This window comes from Mucilaginibacter achroorhodeus, from assembly GCF_007846095.1.
GTDB classification, from domain to species: domain Bacteria; phylum Bacteroidota; class Bacteroidia; order Sphingobacteriales; family Sphingobacteriaceae; genus Mucilaginibacter; species Mucilaginibacter achroorhodeus.
Genome location: NZ_VOEI01000005.1, coordinates 129,525 through 153,651 on the forward strand (window position 1 = coordinate 129,525; position 24,127 = coordinate 153,651).

The following is a 24,127-nucleotide window of genomic DNA, read 5'->3' on the forward strand; positions in this document are numbered from 1 at the left end:
CGGTTTTGTAAACAGAATAATAATGGTTAGGTAACAATTAATTACAATGCGGTAGTGAGCCTGGTAGATTTAACGATCCTTAACTTGGATTTACTGTTAGGATGATGAGGTTGCGACCCAGGAACAACGTGAAATACAATTTTGAAAATGACTTTAATGAGGTTTTTTTATGTCAGCTGGGTGTTGATGCTGTTTTTGGTGGACGAGTCTCGGTAGGACAAGATGTGCCTGTATTTGTATCAGGGAATGATGGCTTTAAAAGCTTTAGGATACCTGCAATTATAAAACTTCCTAATAATGATCTTATTGGTTTTTGTGAAGGCAGGGTTAACAACGCAGGCGACTTTGGCAATGTAAAGATAGTTAGTAAGATAAGTAAGGATAATGGGTTGCATTGGGGAGCGCTTAATGTTGTAGTATCTAATGATGCACTGCAAGCTAATAATCCCGGCCCGGTTGTAGATAAAAACGATCCTCGCTATCCCAGCGGACGGGTATTTTTGTTCTATAATACCGGCGACAAACCGGAGAATGAAATAAGGAAAGGGCAGGGTTTGCGCGAGGTATGGTATATTACCCCGGTTGATAACGGTTTAACATGGTCAGCTCCGGTAAACATAACAAGTCAAGTGCATAAGCCTAATCAACCGCAGATAAACAGCGCCTACAATTATCCTGAGGACTGGCGGAGCTATGCAAATGGCCCTGGCCACGCAATCCAGCTAACCCAAGGCCGTTTTAAGGGACGCATATATGTCGCGGCAAATCATTCGAGCGGTAAGCCGCAAAAAAATTATGCAGATGGCCGCATCCATGGCTTTTACACAGATGATCACGGTGGAAGTTTTAAGCTAAGCAATGATGTAAATATTTCGGGTGGAAACGAATCTATGGCTGTTGAACTAACCGTTAGCAGATTAATGATCAATGCCCGGAACCAGTTAGGTGATATTAAACAACGAATAGTAGCATTGAGTAACGACGGCGGTAAGACCTGGAACAAAACTTATTTTGATAAACAACTGCCAGATCCCGTTTGCCAGGGGAGCATCATCAATATAGGTCTCACAGGAGACAAAGCTATATTAGCTTTCTGCAATGCAAGAGATATTGTTAATAGGGATAACCTTACTTTGCGTATCAGCAAAGATAGCGGTGGGACGTGGCCAATTGCTTACACCATCGCAAAGGCACCCCAAGGCTACAAAGGTGACTACAGTGCGTACAGTGATCTTGTCAAGTTATCGGATAAATACCTGGGTGTTATTTACGAAAAGGATAATTACAGGGAAATTGTTTTTAAATCGATCAACTGGTCGCTTTCGAAATAAGAAAGTGATATGGCGGCAATGTTTAGTTGTCGCCATATTAATTTCAATTAAAAAATATTACAAAGTTAGTTCAGCTAATCGCTGACACCTAATTTACCTAACCAAATCCCCAAGAAGAACACGATACCACCGCCAACAATTACTTGCAATATGGTTGACCAAAGCGGCGACTTCATGAACTTGTACCTGATCATTGCAATTGCAACCAATTCAAAAGCTACAACTCCGTAAGCAAAGTGTAATGCAGTATTAATATTTTGAATCAGAAACGGCAAAGTATGTAACATCCCTCCAATAGCCGTAGCAACACCGGTAATTACACCTCTTGAAATGGGGCTGCCCCGGCCGGTAACTTTTCCATCGTCAGACAACGCTTCAGCTAACCCCATGCTAATGCCAGCGCCAAGAGATGCAGCAAGCCCAACAAAAAATGCTTTGTGGGCTTGATGTGTCAATCCTGCAGCGGCAAATAGCGGCGCCAGCGTTGACACAGACCCGTCCATCAGGCCTAATAGTGCTGGCTGAACTTTTTGTAATACGTATTGCGCATCACTTTCCCTTTTTCCATTTTTTTTATTTGACATATATCCAAGACTAAGAAAATATACTATTGTTTTAAATACAACATACTGATAATTAGACAAATTATAAACGATACAGCATTGCGAATTCGCTTTTTAATCGTGCCTTCTTCTAACTAAGTGCGTATCCAAACCGAAAGGCTTTCACGCCCCGATCTTGAAGCTTCTGATCTGTAGTTCGAGTACCATTTGGCATAAGCGTTTAAAACCGTCTGCCCAATATTAATTTAATAATTGACCTGTCTGCCTGTTGCGAACCGATGCCATAGCCAAAATTCACCTCCCAATTGGCACTAAAATCGAGGTCGCTTGCAATGAATATTTGATGGTCCTGCTGGCCAAGCCGATTAAAGTGGAATAATGGGCCCGTGCTGCCATAATATTCCAGGCCGAGGGCTATTACCTTAGTTAAATCATAGCTGCCTTTTAAGTTGGGCGAGAAAATGAGGCCCGCATTGCGGTCTGGTCCTCTGAAGCTTTTTTCCATGGTAGGGTTGAAGGATAGATAGACCTTGTCTAATTTTTTGTCGACTATAGGTCTTATCTCCAATGTTTCGGTATTAGGGTCAAAAGCCGAGCGTTGAAAGCCAAACTCAAGCGACAAGCTAACACCAACAGGCCACTTCCAATCAGTTGGCGCAGCAACTCGTGGGCGTATATGAGAACCAACATAGGCCGATCGCCCATCATTGCCAACGGAATTGAAAAAGTAAAAGCCGGTTTCAAACCACGGCGTCCAGCCATGGGTAATTTCTATTGTTTCGTGTTCTACGTGGTTGGTAGGCAGCATCCCATACTCGTTAATGGTTTTACTGCCTTTTAAAGTGTTATTTGAGTGCAGCTCAACCATGGTTCGGCCTTTTTCCACAGTTTCAGACCCATAAACCTGTATTTCGTAATTATCCTGTGCCAATAAAGGGAAGCAATGGCAAGCCAGGATAAGCAGGAAAAATATCTTCTTCATTTTTAAGACCGCTTTACTGAGGCGAACCTATCAGGTAAATCTGATTTTATCTTGAAGAAGGCAGCATGCCTTTAAAACTTTACAGTGAAGGTGTGCCATCCCCGGGAGAAGGAATAGCTTATAGGCAGGCCAAATTGTTGTGCTATATTTTTTACAAGCGCAAGGCCTAAACCTGTACCGTTTGATGCTGTTCCTTTATGGAAACGCTCAAATACCTTATCCGGTGGAATAGGATTATCCGGGCCCGTGTTACTGACGATCAATTCGTTGCTGGTCAGATCTACTTTGACCTCACCACCTGTGGAATTATGTCTTATAGCGTTACTTAGTAAATTGTTAAGTAATATATCTAACAAATACCTGCTTGCTTCAAGCGTTTTGTTTTCAAGTTGTTGATGGATCACTACACCTTTTCCTGCGGCTAATTCATTGAACTGCTGGATCTTTTCGGCAATGCAGGCCTTAAGATCAATCGGCTCTTTATCCGCGATCAACTCATTATCCAGCTTTACCAACAATAATAAGGTTTGGTTAAGCTTTACGGATTTATTGATAGACGTGTAAACATCCTGTATCCGCTGCAACTGATCTGCCGTTAGCTGTTCATCTTGTATCAGCGTATCAAGCTTAGTGGTCACCACGGCAAGGGGCGTCATCAACTCATGCGATGCATTCTCAGAAAATTGTTTCAGGTTCTGATAGTCGGTGCTTATTCTGGCCGCCATTCCGTTTATCGCTTCGTTCAGTTCAGAAAATTCATCTACAACACTGCTTTTCAATTTCAGGTTCTTTTTTTCGATGTCGAAGCCCTTTATTTGACCCAGCGTATTAAAAAAGGGTTGCCATAATCCCTTCAGTAAATACTTATTAGTGATGAATAAAACTGCCAACAGCCCGGCTATGAGCGCTAAGGTGATAATAGTGATGATCTCCACCAAAAACTCGGTACCCTCGCGCGACATGGTGATCGTTACCTTATAATTTTTACTGTTAACCTTAACCAGATCCTCAACTGCACGGCCGGGTTCTACTGTGCGGTCCCAGGAATTATGATAAGTAGTATCAAAAAAACGCCGCTTAATAGCTGATTGATCTGTTGGCGTAAATACAGCGTGGTCCTGGTCGGCATCATAGCGTTGTGGCGGCAGGGTACTGTTGCTGACATATTCCTTAGCTTCGTAAAGTTCCTGTGTCAGGCCTTTATCAAGCTGTTTTTCGGCTACGTAATTAATGGCGATAAAGTATACAACAGCCCCTGCTACCAATACCAGTAAACTGGTAATTATACTGGTTTTTGTATAATGTGCAGCTAATTTCATGAAACAGTGAATTTGTAGCCTATACCGTAAACAGACTTGATGTAATCATTGCAGCCGGTATCAACCATTTTCTTGCGAAGGTTTTTAATGTGCGTATAAATGAAATCGAAATTATCGTGCATATCCATTTCATCGCCCCAAAGGTGTTCTGCTATGGCCGTTTTAGCTATAACCTTGTTCTTGTTAGCAAGAAAGTAAAGCAGCATATCATATTCCTTTTTTGTAAGGATGACCGGCTCGTCGTTGATAATTACCTCTCTCGAATGCAGATCGATGTTGATCTCATTAAAAACCAGTGTACGATTATTGGTATTTAATGATTTGCGCCTGTAAACTGCCATTAACCTTGCCTTAAGTTCTGCCAGGTGAAATGGTTTGGTAAGGTAATCGTCGGCACCTATGTTAAGGCCTTTAAGCTTATCATCTAACGAGTTACGGGCTGATATTACTAAAACGGCCTCACTTCTGTTATTGGTACGCAAGTAATCGAGTATAGCAAAGCCTTCACCATCCGGCAGGCCGATATCCAGCAATACAAAATCATATGTGTAAATGGCGAGTTTTTGGGTAGCTGTGGTCAGGTCTTCACAGCTTTCGCAAAGGTTACCATCAGCGTTAAGATAAGCACTAATATCATCCCGCAGACCGGGTTCGTCTTCTATAACCAGTATTTTCAACGTATTAACAATGTGCGATTAAGATAAGTTATTATTTTGTAGAAATTCTGAAGTTGGTAGCACCTCTTCAGGATTACCACAGAATTCATCCATAATTTTATGTTATGAGCATCATCGAACCTGTTAGAGCGGAGCGGAATCATCCTGGTGAAGTTAAAAAGCATTCGGCAGCCATTAGATTTTGGCATTGGGGAAATACGTTGATCATCAGCGGATCGCTCATAACGGTATTAATTAATTCCACACTGACTGACCGGAAAGGCATCACCACTTTGGTTAAGAATTCCCTGCAAGGTAAAGTTGTTATAATTACTGATGACCAGGCCGGTGCTATAAGCCATAATTTAGAAGACAAAGTTTGGGGCATACATATTTGGTTTGGTTATGCTTTGGCAGCATTGTTCTTGTTTAGGATACTGCTCGAATATTTTCAACTGGCCGATCAAAAGTTTATACCCAAACTGCGTGAAGCATATAAAGCTTATACAAATACCAAGCTTAAACGAGAGCGGACCTTGCATGAGCTAACAGTGAAGATCATCTACGCAGGGTTCTACTTCGTTTTGTTCATTATGGTGATAACGGGCTTGTTCCTGGCGTTTGAAGATCTGTTGTCACCATTTAAAGCTATACGCCATACCGTAAAAGAGGTACATGGTTTTTGCATGTACCTGGTGCTTGCCTTTATTGTGGTGCACCTGGTAGGCGTTTTCCTGGCGGAACGTAAGGATAGCAGCGGCATAGTGTCAGACATGATAAACGGGGGCAAAAGCTTGTCTTAATGCCCCGATATCAATTTCGACATAGCGAACGCGGCCCCCGCGGCCAAAGTGCCTATCACCACAACTTTTAAGGCCCCTGCCAATGGCGGTTGCCCTGTCATTTTGCTTTTAAACCAGCCAAAAACAAACAGGCAAACCAGCGTAACCATGCATGAGTATTGCAAGGCTATATGAGCCTGGTGCACAAAAAAGTATGGTGATAACGGTATAATGCCGCCGATGATGTACGATGCGCCAATTGTTAACGCGCTTTTGGTAGCACGGTTAGCGTTTGGTTCTTCCAGCCCCAACTCATAGCGCATCATAAAGTCCACCCATTTCTTTTTATCCTTTGCCATTTCATCGGCAATTTGCTGTTGCAATTTTTCCGATAGGCCAAACTCTGCAAAAACATCTTTAACCTCCTGGTTTTCCTGGTGTGGCACACGGTCTACCTCTTCGTATTCGCGTTTAAGCTCAGAGCGGTAATGGTCTACATCAGTTTTACCAGCCAGATAACCGCCAAGGCCCATCGCTATTGAGCCTGCCACAATTTCGGCAATACCGGCAGTTACTACCAACGCCGAAGCACTTACAGCACCGCTTAGGCCCGCGGCCAAAGCAAAGGGTACGGTTAAACCATCAGACATACCGATAACAATATCCCTGATGGTTTCAGAACTGGTTACATGTTTTTCTTTGTGCATAATGCCTATTTAAACTTCATGGCTAAGGTTACTATGTTTGAAGTAAGGCCGGTTGACCTTGTGTAATGGCCTGCCCTTATCTCCAGGGCGCTAAAGTGCTGCCAGCCAAACACACCCTTTGGCGGGGCAAGGCGAATATTAGCCCCGATAAAGCTACTGTTTAGTGTAGAAAGGTCATAATCACTGGTGTAAAATGCTGCATTAGGGTCATGCTGCCCATACGGCGCAAAATAACGCGTACCTACCTGGTTGTTATAACGGTAGTACGGACTTACCGAAACAAAAGAAGTTAGTTTAATGGGTACCTCCAGTTCGGCGGTATGTGCCCTTATACCCCAGCTATCCATGTAATACCGGTAAAATGTACGGATGATAAAATGGTCGTCAAGGAAGTAATTAAAGCGGATACCTATCGGTAACTTGTAACGGTCATCGGGAAGATTTTCTGCACGTTCCGAGCCATCGGTGAAGTAGTCGCGCTGATACTTGGTAGCCAATAGGCCATGCTGGTATGACGGTTCTACAATTAGCAAAGCCTGTAACCTGGTGTTGATAACCTGCGATATGGAGAGCGCCATGCTAAAAGAGTTTCGTGGGCGATAATCTACCGAACCGCCACCATTTCGCTCATCTCTTTCTGAACCTGATCCGTAACCGGGTGGCCGCAGTTCAACGGGTAGGATAACTTTCCATCTATCCAGGAAGGCCATACCCTTAAAATCAAATTGAGTATTCTTGTTTTTAGAAAGCCAGGTATAATTGACGCCGCCACCAAATGACTGGTAATCATACTCGTGTGAATATGAAGCAGTAAGACCGAATGCCCGGCCCGTTTTTTCGTTAGAGACCGTCCAGTTTAGAGACGGGTAAATACGGGTATCCTGCATGGATGCAGAAGATATGGTATTGGGATCAATCTTATCTGATGATGCAGAAGTGTAATGATCTACCCCCAACTCAAATAAGAACGAATGCTTTGTATTGCCGTTGCCATACTTGAACATGTGAAGGTCAATGGTATTGGCAAAATCGGTAAGTTTTTCTGTACCTATACCACCGGTTACAGCAGAGTTATTACCATCCTGGTGATAGTATGCCGAAATGATATTGATCTCATCCAGTTGAAGCTTACGCGCCTCATAGTTGGATGTGTCTTTAACAGTTTCCGGTTTGGTTTGCGCGTGCGAGGTTGCAATGCCCAGGTAAAGGGCGGCAATACATAGATATATTTTTTTCATGGCTGCCTGTTTATTTAGTTACAACCACAGCCGCCGCCGCTTTTACCACCGTTTGCACCCGAGCCAGCCTCGCGGTAAAGCTGGAAGCTTTGTTCAAACTTTTGAGATTTACGGGCAGATAACTCCATCTCGGAATCGTTGAGACGATTTTTCTGGTAACCTTTAACGGAAACGCAAGATGGCAGGCAGGCCACGAGGCCCAGGCCAACCAACATTAATTTAAGCAGGGGATATTTATTCATCTTTATTTAATATTGATGTTTTTAGAGGTGAAAACTTTGTTATTATCTGTAACGATGATGCAGGCTACATGCTGTAGCTGATTAATAAGGTGGAGGCCTACCTGCGCGCCCATTACGGTTACCGGGGTAGCCATAGCATCGGCAAACTCTGCACTGGGGCAAATAATGGTTACGCTTTTTATCCCGCTTACGGGTAAGCCGGTTTTAGGGTCAATGGTATGCGAATACCGCTTGCCGTCTATTACCGCGTATTTAGCATAATTGCCTGAGGTGGCAACTGCCATGTTGCTGATATTGACCGAGGAAAATGGCTTGTCGGCTTTATCTGGATCGGCAATGGCGATGGTCCACGGGCGCCCGTTGGGCTGATTGCCCCAGGTGATAAGATCACCGGCTGCATTTACGATCCCGTTGGTTACGCCCGCTTGTTGTAATATTAACTTAGCACGGTCGGCAGCGTAACCTTTGCCAATACCCCCGAACCCTATGCGCATCCCTTTTTCCTTGAGGAAAACGGTTGTGTTTTCAGCATCAAGTTCTATGTTTTGGTAGTTTATTAACTTTACGGAATTGAGAGCCGTTTCCTTATCCGGTAGTGCAGTCATGTTCACATCAAAGTTCCATAGACTTTTGTCAATCGAACCATAGGTGATATCGAAGGCACCTTGTGTAAGCGCTGAGATACGAATAGAGCGCGAAATAAGATCAAATACTTCTTTATCAACCATTAACGGCGCAATACCGGCCATCGCGTTAATCTGGTTGGTTTGGCTTTTTTCATTATAAGTAGTCAGTAACCGCTCAATTCTTGCTATTTCGGCAACCGCCATATCAATACGGCTGTGTGCCCATTCTTCATTATCGCTTACAACGCTTATTTCAAAGCGGTTACCCATCAGCTTTAAAATCCGCTTATGAACAACGGGTGGTTGCATAATATCACCTACCATTGTTGGCGTAAGCTTTAATTTCGTTTACAAATTGCTCAGGGCTTTCATCGGGGTAGCCATCCCAGCTTTTTAAAACCTTACCATTTTCATCGACCAATAAGGTATAAGGGAATTTCCCATCGGCGTTGTAACGGTCGGCAAGCGCCTCGTTAAGCTTCACCTGTTCTTTACCCAGCTGATTTTTCTTTTGTCTTGGGAAATCGGCACGCACCAATATCAGGTTAGCTGCTGCGTAATTGGTGAAGTTTTCAGATTCTAATATCTCCTTGCGTAAACGTATACAAGGGCCGCACCAATCAGATCCCGAAAAATTGACTATAATTAATTTATGCGTTTTTGCTGCTTCTTCAGTAGCTGTTTTAAAATTACCTAACCAAGTTACGGGCTGTAATCCAAGCGCTATCAGCGTAATGAAAATGAACTTCATATATTGTATTTAAAAACCTTGGTTTATGCTTGTACGCATAATCAAGACTTGTCGATACAATGGTACAAGGTGATTCTGTAGTTGAGATGAAATTCTGGTATTTGAGAAATAAATGACAAAATCCAGCTTAAGCGTCAGACGCTCACTGTATTAGCGATAATACATTCATAACACTACCTGATGGAATAAACTCATTAAAAAATCAGTGTTATCAGTTACGCATTAAGCGCTGTGTCCGTACCAAATTATCTACTCCTTGTAATAGTTTTCCCATAAGCTTAGGATTAAGATCGGGATGAGTTTTTATAAAATCTCTTACCATAATTGCCGCTTCCTTACTTTGATAATTGCCAAAGGTGGCGTTGATAAAACCCTGCGGAAAAAAGATATCACCGGTTGCTTGTATTTCCGCTAACATGTTCAAGCTTTCAGGGATGTATTTGATGGAAGTTTTTTGCCTTAACGGATGATGTAAATAGCCTAACGCCGAGAGCACCCATGCTTCTTTGGCCCTGTTTTTTCTGTCCTTTAAAGAGTGAAAAAAGCTGTCTCGTTCCTTTACATTCAGTGACAGGGCCGGCATCAGGAACTCGATTCGTTTTTTACGGTCGGTGTTTGTTATTCTTTCTTCCTGTTGTTTTAATACATTGGTAACGGTATCGCTTTTTAAAGCAATAGTAAAAGCTAATCCTGTATAATCATCTTCGGTTAGCTTTACACCTTTAGGCGGGGTTTGCGTTTTCCAGATGTTATAGATTTCCTTTGCAGCGGCCTTGCTGGTGTAAATGTTTTGAAAGGTGCCAAACAATATCTTTTTGTTATTAGAAACGGATTGACTTTGCATTGCTGACCAAAAAGCTTTTTCTAAACCAACAACGCTGTTGGTTCGCTCTGTTGTGTTTATAAATTCCCAATAAATATTATTAATGTAACCCGTCAGCATGCGCAGGTTGGTCTCTTCTTTCTCGGTTTGTAAACCGTGCCCAAAAAAATCCATCAGTTGCGCAGGAGGGTAGCCCCGGCCGTTCAACATGTTCTCATACAAATTGATGTAGACAGAGGCGCGCTGTACCGGGCTTTGTAAATCAAATAATTGAGTGGGATCCAATGCCTTTTCCACAGGAAATACGCCGTAGCCCATGCCATTAGAATTATAGATAATATATAGCGGTTTGGGTTTGCCATTTGCAAGAGACACCTGGATTTTTTGTGCATTTAAATTCACCGGAATGGTTTGTTGACCGTTGGGATAAACTAAAGTGATATCAAAAGCCTGGGGCCAAATGCGGTTCGGGCCGCTCTCTGGATGCTGGGCAAGTGTTAGCTTACTTATTTTTCCGTTTGAATACCTAACATCAGCCTGGATGACCGGCCGGTCGGTATCATATACCCACACTTTGTTCCATTTGCTCAGGTCGGCTTCGGTATGTTTGCCTAAAATCTCTATCAGGTTTGGCCAGGTTGCATTGCTGTAAGCATACGTCTTTAAATATTCCCTAACGCCCGCCTGGAAATTGGATTTACCCATCAGCAATTCCAACTGGCGCATCATGATAGGAGCCTTGTGATAGATGATATTGCCGTACATTGATCCGGCATCTTGCAGGTTATCTAATTGCTGGCGAATAGGGTTTGCGCCTGCCGTTCGGTCAACGGCGTAGGCTGCGGGATAGTGATCCTGTAAAAATTTAAGGTTAAAGGTGGCAGTACCCATCAGTTTTTCTGTTACCTTATCGGCCATAAAATTGGCAAATACCTCTTTCGTCCACACATCGTTAAACCAGCGCATGGTTACCAGGTCGCCAAACCACATGTGCGCAGTTTCATGCGATATCACGTTCGCTCGTGCAATATGGGCATCCTTAGTGGCGGCATCATCCAGGAAAAGACCTGATGCTTTATATTGTATCTCACCAGGATGCTCCATGCCTCCAAACTGGAAATCGGGAATGGCAACAAAGCCCACTTTTTGAAAAGGATATTTAATTGTGGTCCAATCCTCCAGAAACCTGATAGCCTGGCGGTGTTGCTCAAAAACAGAATCGACGCTTAGTTTAATTTTTTGCTCATCAGTTTCCCGATAAAGAAACTCGGCTTCGCGGCCGTCCAGCATTTTTTTTACTGAAGTGTATTTGCCAGCAGTAAAAGAGAAAAGATAGGTTGGTAGTTTATCAGATTGTTTGAAACGATATTCAACATGGTCCTGATAAGCGCTGGAATCTTTTATATTGCTATTTGCTAATACTTTCCATCCGGGTGGAACATTAAGCCCTAACGTATACCTTGCTTTCAAATCGGGCTGATCAAAACATGGGAAAACGGTGCGGGCATGGTCGGGTACAAAAAGCGCGTATAAATAATCATCGTTGCGATTAAGCGAAGCATCGCCGGGTGTGAAGATAATTTCTATTTGATTTCGGCCTTTCTTTAAGCGTTTAGTGCTGATGATCAGGTGCTCATTCCGTAGATTAATAGGCTCCAAGGTATCGGGCTTGTGAAGATCACGGATGAAATTTACACTTATCTCGTTAACATGGTCGGCTCTCTGCTTAAAATCAAGCTGCAATGGCTGGTCTGCAGTTTTCAGATTAAAATTTATAAGTACCAGCGCCTTAATTGGGTCTGTCTTTTTTTCGGGGATGCGAAAAGTTATTTGGTAAGTTATGCTGTCAATTACCGCCTTTCGGTATTGTGCTAATCTCAAAGGGACCCCTGCCTCAACAGGTAGTTGTTGAGCATAAATAATGCAAGGTAAAGCGATCAGGATAAGAAAAGTAAGCAATCTTCTCATGTGCAATCATGAATATCCGGACGTGAAGATGCCTTTTTTATTTTAATTATAAATAGTTGTGATTATCCTAATTCTATTGAATAAGCAAGCCCTGCTATGATATCATAGCAGGGCTGCACTTTTATAAACCAATAAACCAAAAATTACTTTACTAAAGCCGGGTTGTAAAGTTTTACGTTCTCTTTGCGAAGGCTTTCAACCGGCATCTTGATAACCTTACGGTCATAGGTAAGGAAACCATTAACTTCACCCTCAACATCAGTGGTTTGCGTATACACCGCTGCGGATAATCCAAGCTTAATAAGTTCCTGCAAGCGATCAGTAAATGTTACATAACGCTTTAACAGGTCTTCACCGTTTTTAAATGTCTGGTAGCCCCAGTTTTTATTTGCCTGCCAGTTATGGCCTTCAACCGGCCAGCCCAAGCCGCCAAACTCACCTAAAACCACGGCAGTTGTTTTGCCAAAAATATCAGGCCTCGGCATTGCAGGCTGCGGATAATTGTGCAGGTCTACAATATGGCCGGTTGTATAAAAATTACCACCGCTGGCGCTGTTCACCAATCTCGATGGGTCTTTTTTCATTGTCCACTCACTTATCTCAACTGTTTTAAATTGTCCCCAGGCTTCATTAAAAGGAGTCCATACAACAATAGACGGGTAGTTGTGCAATTCGTCCATGATCGCATTCCATTCTTTGCGATAGTAACCTTCAGATTCGGGAGTGCGATTTTGGTCGGTTGCGCGGTCAATTACTCCGGGGCGGTTCTCCCAGCCATTGCCCAGGTCTCCGCTCGGCATATCCTGCCAAAGCAGCATACCATGCTGGTCGCAATAGGTGTAGTAACGAGCTGGTTCTACCTTGATGTGTTTACGTATCATGTTAAAGCCCATCTCTTTAAGCTTGTCAATATCGTACACCATAGCCTCGTAAGTTGGCGGGGTGTATAAACCATCGGGCCACCAGCCCTGGTCAAGCGGGCCATATTGGAATACAAACTTGTTATTCAGTAACATACGTTGCACGCCATTTGCATCAGCACCAAGCGAAATCTTACGCATAGCGAAGTAACTCTTTACCTGGTCAACCGCTTTGTTGTTGCGGATAACAGCAACCTGCAGATCATACAGGAAAGGGCTTTCCGGCGACCACAATTTAGGGTTGGCGATATTTAACATGGCCGTAGCGCCTGCGTCAACCGTCTGCTCATCAACGCGGGTTTTGCCGTCGTAAGCAGTTATACGCAGTTTGTCGCCTGGTTGTACGCCGGCAATAGCTGCAGATAATGATAAAGTTTTCTGATCTATATCCGGGGTTTGCTTGGTTGACTGGATATGCGTTCTTGCAACACCCTCCAACCAAACGGTTTGCCATATACCGGTTACCGGGGTGTACCAGATACCTTCGGGTTTTTTTACTTGTTTGCCACGTGGCTGCGGGCCGTCATCGGTAGGGTCCCAAACACTCACTATAATTTGTTGATCGCCACTGCCCTTAAGAGCGGCAGTGATATCAAACGTGAAAGGGTCAAACCCCCCTTCATGCTTTCCTACACTTTTGCCGTTAACAAATACTTCGGTACGCCAATCTACCGCACCAAAATGCAGCAATACCTGCTTGCCCTTTACCTGGTTGTTAAGTTTGAATGTTGTTTTGTACCAAAGCATGCTATCCTTGCCAACGGTTTTGCCCACTCCTGATAATGCAGATTCTACTGCAAATGGCACTAAAATCTTACCATCATATTTTGAGGGAGTGTTGGCTTTTGCCACAATGCTGTAGTCCCAAAGGCCGTTAAGATTTTGCCAGTTATTGTCTCTCACTAATTGCGGTCGGGGATATTCCGGAAGCGGTTTTTTAGGGTCTACCTTATCGGCCCAGGGCGTGGTAATGCGGTCTTTAATAGGATGCCAGCTGCTTTGCTGAGCAAATGCGCAAAAGGCAGAACAAAGCAATGCAAAGGTTAACGTAAACTTATTCATTTGTCGGTATCTTGAATTATTCAATTAAGGGGCGTAGTGTGTTTACGCCCCTTAAATTTAAAAAGTAACTTTTACTAACGGAGAGAAGATAAGATCTTCAAGGCCTGCAATTTTTAATCCCACCCGTGCAAAAACATAGTTTTGTGTTGGTGTAAGTGCAGGTATTGCCGTAGTGATGCTAAGGTTTTGCAAACCGGTTATAGCCGATCCTTCAATGGAGGTTTGCACAACGTTATCGCCACCAGACACAAACTGAGTTTTGTTAATGAAGAGGGTTACGCGCTCAATATCACGGGCATTAGCATCAGTAATTACCTTGCTTATATCAAACTTTGCCGTAACAATGTTATTAGCTGCAGTTATCTGGCTGTTATTGATAAGGTAATATGGTGTTACGTTGATATCCAAAGTTTGGTCGCCGCTCACATTAACTGCCAGTGTATCGCGTTGGCTGGTGGTTTGGTTCTCATTCCAACGGAAAGGTCCCTGTCCGTTAGGAATTATCATTTTGTAATTACCGCTGAATAGCAAGGTAGAGTAGGATCCGTCCTGGCCAAATGTGCCAACTATAGCGCCTGTTTTACCAAAACCCGGTTGGTACAGCTGAAATGGCACTTGGTTAAATTCAACATTGATAGGTTCACCGTTATAAACCAACCGCCCTTTTAAAGTAACAGACGGTGCATCATAGGTATCCTTTTTGCATGCTGTTATTGCCCACATTATAGCGAACAATATTATAAAACTGTATTTATATTTCATGATCTTTTCAAGTTATTGATTTGGTTGCTTCACAAGTTTTGGATTTGCTGATAAGATATCGTTACTGATCTGAGAGTAGTAGTTACCCAGCCTAAAGGTATTTGCACCGGTAACCAAACTCGGGCGTACCTCTTTAAATAGCCATTTGCCGTTATTGGTGTTGCCCGGATTGTAGTACTTATATGGCCATAGACCATAAGGCTGTGTGTTTCTTTTTTTCGCCGAACCGATGTTAGACTTCAGATCAGCAACCGTCATTTGTGTTCCGTCCCAAACTATGTGTGCTAAGCGCCACCTTTTCATATCGTACAAAGTATGGCCTTCAAATACCAATTCAACCCTTCTTTCATGCACTATGCGGTCAAATGAAAGTTCGGTCAATGGAGTTGTCAATCCTGCGCGAGAACGTACCTGATTGATGTAGGTAAGCGCCAGGCCGTTGTTTCCTAACTCAAAAGCCGCCTCACAAGCGTTTAACAACACCTCAGCATAACGATATCGAATAAAGGGAACATCGCTGCCTGTACCGCGCCTGCCAGAACCGGTTGACGGATCAAGATACTTACGGATGTAGAAGCCTGTTTGCGTACGTAATTCCTTGCTGTTAGCAGGGCCATCGTTACCAATTACCTGTACACTTGCAGTGGTACCGGGCAGCGCTCTTAGAATAGATGCATCGTTGCTGCTGAACACGCTCCCATCTGCTAATTGATACCCTGCCCAAATATCAAGGGGCTGGGCTTTAAAGGTGCTTCCAGGTGTAATTACAGTGCCTGCAAGACGGGCATCGCGGCCCGCAAAAATATCCTTTTGATCGGTATAGTAGATCGGGTTGCCGCTACCGTCAGTTGTAGCCAATGGGGCATAAGTGTTATCAAGTTTTTCAAAAGCTTCTACCAGGTTCAAAGAAGGGTTTAGCCGACCTGCATCGCTTCCTTCTTCTCTCGAAGAATAAGGCTGATCATTCACAGTAAATGAATGTTTCTTTTGGGTGCCTATCTTGAAGTCTTCTATGAAAATAGATTCTTTGTTCTTTGTGCTTTTGTCGTAGAAAATAGCGGCAAAATTCTCAGAAAGATCGGTTTGTCCCTGGTAAAGGGCATAAGCACCGGCGCTTCCGCTTATGATCTGTTGGGCTGCAGCAAGCGCTTTTGTGTAATAGCCGTTAGCTAACGTATTAGGTATGCCAACCTCGTTGCCGGGTAGTGTAACCTGTGGTGTTGTGGTGCCATATTTTGCAATACTGCCTGCATACAAAGCTGCCCTTGTTTCCATTGCCAGGGCAGCGCCTTTGGTTGCTCTTCCTTTTTCATCAGCATTGGTAGGTAGCACATTTTTAATTGCTTCTGCTTCGCTGATAATGAAATCATATACTTCAGATTCCTTAGCCCTCGGTTTTTGGAGGGTAAGCGGATCCTGTATCTCTTCAGAGGCTTCTGTTACCAACGGAACGCCGCCCATCCTCTTTACCAGCTCAAAATAGAAATTAGCTCTCAGGAAACGGGCTTCTGCCAGAAATCTTGATTTATCTGCATCGCTCAACTTGGTGGATGCCGAAGCTCTTTGAATAAACAGGTTTAATTCGCGGATGTAGGTGTAGTCCCAATTACCCCACTCACCATACCCCCAGCCATTCCGCTGCACAAAAAAGCTGCTGCCGTTTTCAGACGGGAAAGCCTCACTGAAGTCTACAAACGTAGCCCAGCCATCGTCAAGGCTTGAAAAATCAAGCTGACGGCTATATAAGTTCGCCAAGGCAGAGAGTACCAGGACAGGATCTGAGAATAATGTTTCCGTTGGGATCACCTGTTTTGGTGGTACATCTAAAAATTCACTATCCTTTTTGCAGGCGCCAGTAGCGAGTAGCGCTGCAACCATTATTGCTTTATATCTTGTTTTCATTTGAATTTATCTTTAGGATGCCATTAAAAGGTGAGGTTAACACCAAAGTTGAGCACTCTGCTTTGCGGGAATTGCAAGCCGTTATCATCGATGGTCTCAGGATCGAGATTAAATTGCTTCATGTTATCAAACGAGAACATGTTGTAGCCGTTAACATAAACGCGGGCCCTTTTCATGCGCACTTTCTTTAACCATGCTGTTGGTAAGGTATAACCTACCTCAATAGTCCTGGCTCTTAGGTAAGTGAGGTTATGCAACCAGAAAGTTGAATTGGTTACTACCTGCCTGTTACCGTTCTCATCGTTATAAATTACGCCATAATCGGAGTGGCCTTCATTACCGGGGTTAAAACGGGTTGCAGGATATTTGCCGGGAATCCACGGGCTGTTCACATCATATGGATCGCTATGGTGCCAACGGTCTGAGAATATGGTGTTAAAGTTACCATCGTTCTGGAAGGCCCACTTATTTTCATAGTTCTGGAACCAGGTGTATCCTGATGCACCGGAGAAATCAGCCCTTATATCAAAGCTTTTATAAGTAGCTCCAATGGTAAAACCAAAGTTGATGTTAGGTTGCGTGCCATAACCAAAACCAATTGGTCGCTGGTCATATTGATCAATTTTTCCGTCGTTGTTTTGATCTTTGTAGATCAGGTCGCCGGGCAGCAAGGTGCGGTTACCTTTGCCATCAATATTAACTGGGTAATTGTTTATCTGCTCCTGTGAGCTAAACTGACCTGTTACCTGGTAACCCCAGTCGATATTTTTATATCGGTTCACCTGGGAATTTCTGTATTGGTCCCATGAGTTAGCAAACAACGGGTTGTATATATCTACGTTTTTTGCCCTTGTATAACCGATGTTACCACCAATGTTGACTCTCACTTTTCCAATAATGGTATTGTAATTAAGTGCGATTTCCTGCCCGTATTGTGCATCGCTGTTCAGGTTCTCTTGCGGCAAACTGTAACCTGCTTCTGACGGGATCAGTTGATCTATCCTGGCGGCAAGCAGGCCGGTACGTTTACGGTAGAAATAATCGACGCTACCTGTTAAATGGTTGTTAAACAGGGAGAAATCGGCACCAATATCAAAGGTTTTGCTTTTTAGCCATGATACCTGGGTTATCAAGATACCTTTATCACTGGAACCAATGATGTAATTTCCCGGCTGACCAATGTTGCCATTGCCACTTATCACAGCTGCACCAGAGTTATAGTTGTAGCCCGGTAAATAAGCGTATGGGGCAACAATTGATTGGTTAGGATCATTAGGATTTCGGTAATCGCCAAGTACACCGTATGATGCCCTGAACTTCAAGTCGTTCAACACACTGTTATCGCCCAATAAATTTTTAGCGAACTGCTCTTCGGTAATTCTCCATCCAACGGAGCCTCCCGGGAAATAACCAACCCTTTTATCAGGTGCGAAAAGGTACGACGCATCTCTACGGCCAGATAATTCTACAAAATACTTGTTTGCATAATTATAGTTAATACGCGCGATGTAGCCCAACCTTCTGTCAGTATTTTCGCTATCATCATAGGTGTCCATGGTAGGGAAGTAGATCAGCGGCAGATTATTAGATGTTGGTACCGAGTGTACATAGTTCCGCAGGTTTCTAAACTCCAACCTTTCGGCTACAAGTAAACCACTGATAGTATGTTTACCAAAGGTGTTGTTGTAAAGCAATTGCAGTTGAGCAGTTGTATTGATATTTTTGGTTTGTTCGCGCTCACGATACGGGTTGGTACTTCCACCGGCTCTGTTATAGGTATTGGAGGCAGGGTCATACGAGTATGTGTCGTAAGTGTACTCGTGGTTATTCAGCAGGTAATCTGCATAATAATAAGAGTAAACACCTTTTACCGATAAACCCTTAACACCAGGGATCTGGTATTCTGCATTAAAGTTTGTTTGTAAGATACGCCAGTCGCTATGGTAAACACCAGACCTTGCTTTGTTAAGAAATGCGTAGTTAGATTCGTTGTTAGAGATGTTATTTAAGTATAACGGATTATCGTTAGCAAAAGGTCTTTCTGTAGGTTTGTTTCTTAATACAGCAAAGCGGGCTAAGAAATAATCGTCATAACCCGGTACACCCGGATTCTCGCGGGTCTCTATACGGCCGTTAATGTTTACACCAACTTTTAAGCCGCTTGCAACATTAGCGCTTATGTTCGACTGTATGTTTGTACGTTTAAACTCATACTCTTTACCTATTTGGGAATTTTGGTACAGGTTGGTTGCCGATACATAATAGGTTACCCTCTCGTTCCCGCCGTTAAGGTTCAGGTTGATATTAGAGAGCGGGGCATTGTTGTTGCTTTTCAGCACGTAGTCGCGCCAGTCAAAACTTTGGTAACCGCGTTCGGTGCCGGCTTTGTATTTCTCTAATTCTGCCGGTGTAATGGTTGTGCTGCCATTGCTGTTAATTTGCGCTTCTGCCAGGTACCTTGCGTAATCATAAGAATTATTAGTAACTATTGGGAAGCGGGTCCAGTTTTGTAAACCGTAGTTGGCATCCAAGCCAATGCGGGTTTCTCCTGATCCTTTTTTGGTTGTTACTACCACAACACCGTTTGCTGCAAGCACACCATAAATTGCGGCACTTGCATCTTTCAATACCGATATATTTTCGATGTCATTTGGTGCCAGGTTGTTAAACTGACCGGCATCCTGCTGTATACCGTCGATAACATACAAGGGTGCGCCCATGTTACGGATCTGGATATTGGCGCTTGACCCCGGCCGCCCATCCGGCTGCCGGAAAGTAACGCCGGGAAGCTTACCCGCAAGCGTTGTACTCACCGTAGCCCCGCCATGTACCCGCTCTATGTCGCGGTTGGTTACGGAGGCTATGGATCCGGTTACGGTTTCCTTTTTCTGTGTGCCAAAGCCCGTTACCACCACTTCCTGCAGGGAAGAGTTACTTACTTTAAGGCTTACCTTTAAATTTGTTTGGCCGTTAAGCGGTATTTGCTGGGTTACAAAGCCCACATAGGTGAACACCAATACCGAGTTATTAGATGGAACGTTTAAGGTAAAGCCGCCGTTTACATCGGTACTGGTTCCGGCTTGTGAACCCTGTATCCTTACGGCTACGCCCGGAAGCGCAAGGCCGGTAGTATCAGTAACAATGCCCGTAACCTTAGTTTGGGCACTTGCCTTTTGCGCTACCATTAAACAGCCCAGTAGGGTAGTTAATAAAAGCGTTTTATGATACCATTTGCCGAGAGACAATGGCAACAGGGGGTAACCCAGTCGCCTGAGAAGTAAAAGTTTGCTCATATGGTTAAATAATTAAATTGGTTATCGTAACAATAAATGTCCCGGAGACGGGTAAACATTTTTATGTAAAGGAGATGATTTTATTTACCAATAATTAACCAAATCTTCTCAATAGTTGGTTAAAACGTATCATTTTTAGTTCTTAAGAAATAATGGATTGAAATAATTACATTTGTTTATATACACCAATTTGAAACAACTTTTACTCAGCATTCTTTTGTGCCTCAGCTTTGTTGGCAGTAGTAGTGCTCAAAAACACTACTTTAAGCATTACCAGGTTGAGCAAGGCCTATCGCACAATACCGTTTATTGTATTGCGCAGGATAACCGCGGGTTTATATGGTTTGGTACTAAAGACGGCCTTAACCGTTTTGATGGTTATGCCTATAAAACCTTCAGACATGATCCTCGAGATAAAAAAAGCCTTTCTAACAACATCGTACATGCTTTAAGTACGGATGCTGAAGGCAACCTATGGGTAGGTACTGATAATGGCCTTGATAAATTTGATTTTAAAACAGAAGGCTTTGAGCACATCTATCGTGACTCCCGAAAAAGTGTAAGAAAAATCGTTCAGGATACTCACAACAACTGCTGGTTTGTTACAGGTGAAGCACTAATCAGGTTTAATAAAAGTACAGGTGTATCAACCAATTTCCTGACACAGAAGCAATTTGAGGCCACATCAATTGCTGTAAATCATGATGATATATGGGTTGCCACATCCCGCGGAACCCTTGAAAAATTTAACGTAAGTAATGGAACATTCAAAAGTTATGATCTTTTTGATCATTCTTCGGCAGTAGCATCAAATTTTATTGAAAAGATATATGCAGCAGGTTATGATAAATTATTGGTAGGAACTGCCAACCAGGGTGTTAAAGAATTTGATTGCCTAAACGGCAGTTATACCGATATCCTTACGTACAATGCAGATCATACTGAGATATATGTGCGCGATTTTTTTAAAAGCAGCGAGAACGAATACTGGATAGCTACCGAGTCGGGTGTTTTTATTTATGATGCCTTAAGCCATAAATTCACTAATCTTAAAAAGAACTACAACGATCACTACTCGCTATCAGATAACGCGGTTTACAGTTTGTGTCGCGACAGGGAAGGAGGGATGTGGGCCGGTACTTATTTCGGTGGCGTAAATTATTATCCTAAGCAATACTCCACTTTTAATAAGTATTATCCTGGGGCTGATAACAATAGTTTGAAAGGCAACGTAGTGCGTGAGATTTGCAAAGATAAGTTTGGCAACTTCTGGCTGGGTACCGAAGATAATGGCCTAAACAAACTAAGCGCCGACAAAAACACATGGACACATTATTTTCCGGGTGCTGCAAACGGGTTATCTAACAGCAACATACATGGGTTATTAGCAAGTGGTAATAACTTGCTGGTAGGCACCTTTGAACGAGGCTTAAACATTTTTGATATCCCAACGGGCAAGGTTAAACAAATATTTGTGGCGGGTAATGGCGCTAACATGCTTAAAAGCAATTTCGTTATTGGCTTCTGCAGAACAAGCACAGGCATTATACTTGTTGCCACCACCAAAGGCTTGTATCAGTATAATACTGTAAGCAATATTTTTAAACAAGTAGATAAAATCCCCCGGGATAATTTTATTTATTCGGTCGCGGAAGATCATAATGGATTGATTTGGATAGGGACTGTAAGGGATGGGATCTACGTTTATGACCCTCAGAACGATACTGCTACAAAGCTTGCTTATGATTACCCGGTTAAGGATGCGCTACAATCTACAACAGTGAATGGCATTTTTGAAGACAGCGACAGCAATATCTGGTTTGCTACAGAGGGACTGGGGCTATGGAAGTATAACCCCCTAAGCAAGCGTTTTAAATATTACAGTGTAAATACGGGCTTGCCAAGTAATTATGTTTTCAAAATTCTGGAAGACGAACAAAAGCATATTTGGGTGAGTACTACGCGCGGCTTGTTGTCTCTTGATCTGAGAAATGATAACATTAAAATTTACACTCGTGCTAATGGGTTGTTAAGTGATCAATTCAATTATAATTCAGCTTTTAAGGATGATGACGGTACCATGTACTTTGGATGCGTAAAAGGATTGATCAGCTTTAATCCGGCAGAATTCAAGCTTAATAATTTCGTAGCACCGGTTTACATCACGGGTTTCCAGGTGCATAAGAGCGAGATATCCGTTAACGGCCCCGATTCATTGCTAAAGCAATCGATCATTAGCACAAACCACATCAGGTTAAACCATCGTCAATCGTCATTCAGTATAGATTTTGCTGCTTTGAGTTTTGCTGCGCCGGAAATGAGCCAGTACAAATACATAATGCAGGGACTTGACCGAAGCTGGACTTATCTTAAAACTAACCGCAAGGTTTACTTTACTCAACTACCACCGGGGCACTATAAATTTGTTGTTAAGGCGGCAAATAACAACGGAGTGTGGAGTGATAGGGAAACGGTGATCAGCATCGATATTGACCCGCCCTTTTGGGCAAGTATATGGGCTTATATAATCTACGCTTTAGTATGTTTAGCAGGAACATTTTACCTGTTACGCGCTTATCATCGTCGCACACGCGAGCGAAACGAACGCTTCATTAAGCAACTGGAAAACGATAAAGAAAAAGAACTTTATAACGCCAAAATTGAGTTTTTTACTAATGTAGCGCATGAGATACGTACCCCGCTTACCTTAATAAAAGGACCAATGGAAAAGGTAATGAAGAAGGCTGAATTACTGCCCGAGCTTCACAAAAACCTGAAGACCATGGAGCGGAATACTGACCGCTTGCTTGACCTTACCAACCAATTGCTTGATTTCAGGAAAACGGAGACCAGCGGTTTTAGCCTGAGTTTTGTGAAGTGTGATGTTAACAGCTTGCTCACGGGGATATTTCAGCGATTTAATCACATGGCCGAGCAACGTAATGTTAATTATAAACTTAAGCAGCCTTCCAAAACTTTGTATGCTTATATTGATGCGGAAGCCTTTACCAAAATTGTAAGTAATCTTATCAGTAATGCACTTAAATACTGCACATCGGAAGTAGAGATCGAATTATTGCTATACAAGGATAATGATTGTTCGTTTCACATTACTGTACGTAACAATGGCAGTTTAATACCCTATGAATTTTGTGATAAGATATTTGAGCCATTTTTTAGGATGAAAGAATCGGTCAATGAAGTAGGTACGGGTATAGGGCTTTCGTTATCCCGATCATTGGCGGATTTGCATAATGGAAAGCTGTTTTTGAACAAACCTTTAAATGGGTTCAATATATTCACACTTACATTGCCTATTCACCAGGAAAAAGAATTTGATCTGCATAACAATCAGGATGAGTACGAGCATACATTGATGCCAGGACGGAAAGGAAATTTAGATTTTATGAAACCAACGATTCTAATTGTAGACGACAATCCCGAAATACTTGATTTCATTTCAGATGAGCTGAGTGAACAGTACGCTATTGTTACGGCGCTTAATGGTAAAGATGCGCTTGAGATGATCAGTGTAGAAAATATCCAACTGATCATTAGTGATGTGATGATGCCTGTGATGGATGGTTTTGAATTATGTAAGCTGGTTAAAACCAATTTCGATCATAGTCATATACCTATCATATTGCTTACAGCTAAAAATACCCTTCAAAGTAAAATAGAAGGTTTAGAGGTTGGGGCTGATGCCTACATTGAAAAGCCTTTTTCCCCGGCGCATTTGCAAGTGCAGGTAGCTAATTTGCTCATCAACCGGAATAAGATAAAGGATTATTTTGCCAGCACACCCCAGGCCCTTCTTAAGTCCATGGCTTACTCTGCACCTGATGAAAGTTTTTTGGATAGGCTGAACTCGGTAATTGTTAACCATCTGCAAGACCCAGAACTGGATGTGGAGCAAGTTGCCAATATTATGAATATGAGCAAACCAACGCTTTACCGTAAAATAAAAGCTATTTCAAACCTTACTATTAATGAGCTAATAAACATAACCCGTTTAAAGGCCGCTGCCCGCCTGCTGGAAGAAACAGATTATAAAATATATGAAGTTGCCACAATGGTTGGTTACAGTTCGCAGTCACACTTAGGGCGTAACTTTCTAAAACAGTTTGGCGCCACCCCCAGCGAATATCAGCAAGCTAAAAGAGTGGTAGCTAAAAATAATGTCATTAGCAGTTAGATTAC

General features: G+C 42.9%; 17 protein-coding genes. 3 read left to right on the forward strand and 14 right to left on the reverse strand.

Going from position 1 to position 24,127, the window contains the following annotated elements; all coding sequences use genetic code 11:
* Window positions 1-128 precede the first annotated feature (128 nt).
* Window positions 129-1,331, forward strand: coding sequence for a sialidase family protein (locus tag FPZ42_RS14385; protein ID WP_222431590.1), 1,203 nt, complete (start codon window positions 129-131; stop codon window positions 1,329-1,331).
* 74 nt (window positions 1,332-1,405) lie between these two features.
* Here the strand turns inward: FPZ42_RS14385 and FPZ42_RS14390 are convergent, their stop codons facing one another.
* From FPZ42_RS14390 to FPZ42_RS14405, 4 genes are all read right to left on the reverse strand, one after another.
* Window positions 1,406-1,915 (reverse strand): VIT family protein, encoded by a 510-nt coding sequence (locus FPZ42_RS14390; protein WP_146272354.1) that lies wholly within the window; start codon window positions 1,913-1,915, stop codon window positions 1,406-1,408.
* A gap of 199 nt (window positions 1,916-2,114) precedes the next feature.
* Window positions 2,115-2,876 carry a hypothetical protein gene (locus tag FPZ42_RS14395; RefSeq protein WP_146272355.1) on the reverse strand — a complete coding sequence of 254 codons (762 nt, stop codon included), beginning with the start codon at window positions 2,874-2,876 and terminating at the stop codon, window positions 2,115-2,117.
* Between the two features lie 71 nt (window positions 2,877-2,947).
* Window positions 2,948-4,195 carry a sensor histidine kinase gene (locus FPZ42_RS14400; RefSeq protein WP_146272356.1) on the reverse strand — a complete coding sequence of 416 codons (1,248 nt, stop codon included), beginning with the start codon at window positions 4,193-4,195 and terminating at the stop codon, window positions 2,948-2,950.
* The gene (locus tag FPZ42_RS14405) at window positions 4,192-4,872 is read right to left on the reverse strand and encodes a response regulator transcription factor (protein ID WP_146272357.1); all 681 of its coding nucleotides are present in this window, start codon (window positions 4,870-4,872) and stop codon (window positions 4,192-4,194) included. Before FPZ42_RS14405 ends, FPZ42_RS14400 begins: the two co-directional genes overlap by 4 nt.
* A gap of 104 nt (window positions 4,873-4,976) precedes the next feature.
* On the opposite strand from FPZ42_RS14405, the gene FPZ42_RS14410 reads away from it, so the two are divergent.
* A complete protein-coding gene (locus FPZ42_RS14410) occupies window positions 4,977-5,654 on the forward strand; it encodes a cytochrome b/b6 domain-containing protein (protein ID WP_146272358.1) in 678 nt (225 codons plus the stop codon).
* Here the strand turns inward: FPZ42_RS14410 and FPZ42_RS14415 are convergent.
* From FPZ42_RS14415 to FPZ42_RS14460, 10 genes are all read right to left on the reverse strand, one after another.
* Window positions 5,651-6,340, reverse strand: a complete 690-nt coding sequence (locus FPZ42_RS14415; RefSeq protein ID WP_146272359.1) for a VIT1/CCC1 transporter family protein — start codon at window positions 6,338-6,340, stop codon at window positions 5,651-5,653. The genes FPZ42_RS14410 and FPZ42_RS14415 overlap by 4 nt on opposite strands.
* A 5-nt stretch (window positions 6,341-6,345) precedes the next feature.
* On the reverse strand, window positions 6,346-7,578 hold the full coding sequence (locus tag FPZ42_RS14420) for a DUF3570 domain-containing protein (RefSeq protein WP_146272360.1): 1,233 nt from the start codon (window positions 7,576-7,578) through the stop codon (window positions 6,346-6,348).
* Window positions 7,579-7,592: 14 nt separating this feature from the next.
* Entirely contained in the window at window positions 7,593-7,820 is a 228-nt protein-coding gene (locus FPZ42_RS14425; protein ID WP_146272361.1) for a DUF4266 domain-containing protein, read from the reverse strand.
* 2 nt (window positions 7,821-7,822) lie between these two features.
* Window positions 7,823-8,770: an FAD:protein FMN transferase gene (locus FPZ42_RS14430; RefSeq protein WP_261382299.1), complete on the reverse strand. Its 948-nt coding sequence runs from the start codon at window positions 8,768-8,770 to the stop codon at window positions 7,823-7,825.
* The gene (locus FPZ42_RS14435) at window positions 8,760-9,197 is read right to left on the reverse strand and encodes a thioredoxin family protein (protein WP_146272362.1); all 438 of its coding nucleotides are present in this window, start codon (window positions 9,195-9,197) and stop codon (window positions 8,760-8,762) included. Before FPZ42_RS14435 ends, FPZ42_RS14430 begins: the two co-directional genes overlap by 11 nt.
* Before the next feature lie 211 nt (window positions 9,198-9,408).
* Complete coding sequence (locus FPZ42_RS14440) at window positions 9,409-11,988, reverse strand: M1 family metallopeptidase (protein ID WP_146272363.1); 2,580 nt, start codon at window positions 11,986-11,988, stop codon at window positions 9,409-9,411.
* Between the two features lie 143 nt (window positions 11,989-12,131).
* A complete protein-coding gene (locus FPZ42_RS14445) occupies window positions 12,132-13,970 on the reverse strand; it encodes a glycoside hydrolase family 2 protein (protein WP_146272364.1) in 1,839 nt (612 codons plus the stop codon).
* 57 nt (window positions 13,971-14,027) lie between these two features.
* Complete coding sequence (locus tag FPZ42_RS14450; RefSeq protein ID WP_146272365.1) at window positions 14,028-14,732, reverse strand: DUF3823 domain-containing protein; 705 nt, start codon at window positions 14,730-14,732, stop codon at window positions 14,028-14,030.
* Window positions 14,733-14,744: 12 nt separating this feature from the next.
* On the reverse strand, window positions 14,745-16,634 hold the full coding sequence (locus tag FPZ42_RS14455; RefSeq protein WP_146272366.1) for a RagB/SusD family nutrient uptake outer membrane protein: 1,890 nt from the start codon (window positions 16,632-16,634) through the stop codon (window positions 14,745-14,747).
* A 23-nt stretch (window positions 16,635-16,657) separates the two neighbouring features.
* Entirely contained in the window at window positions 16,658-19,927 is a 3,270-nt protein-coding gene (locus FPZ42_RS14460; protein WP_261382300.1) for a SusC/RagA family TonB-linked outer membrane protein, read from the reverse strand.
* Between the two features lie 190 nt (window positions 19,928-20,117).
* Between FPZ42_RS14460 and FPZ42_RS14465 the strand changes: the two genes are divergently transcribed.
* Window positions 20,118-24,122 (forward strand): hybrid sensor histidine kinase/response regulator transcription factor, encoded by a 4,005-nt coding sequence (locus tag FPZ42_RS14465; RefSeq protein WP_186458782.1) that lies wholly within the window; start codon window positions 20,118-20,120, stop codon window positions 24,120-24,122.
* The last annotated feature ends 5 nt before the right edge of the window (window positions 24,123-24,127 follow it).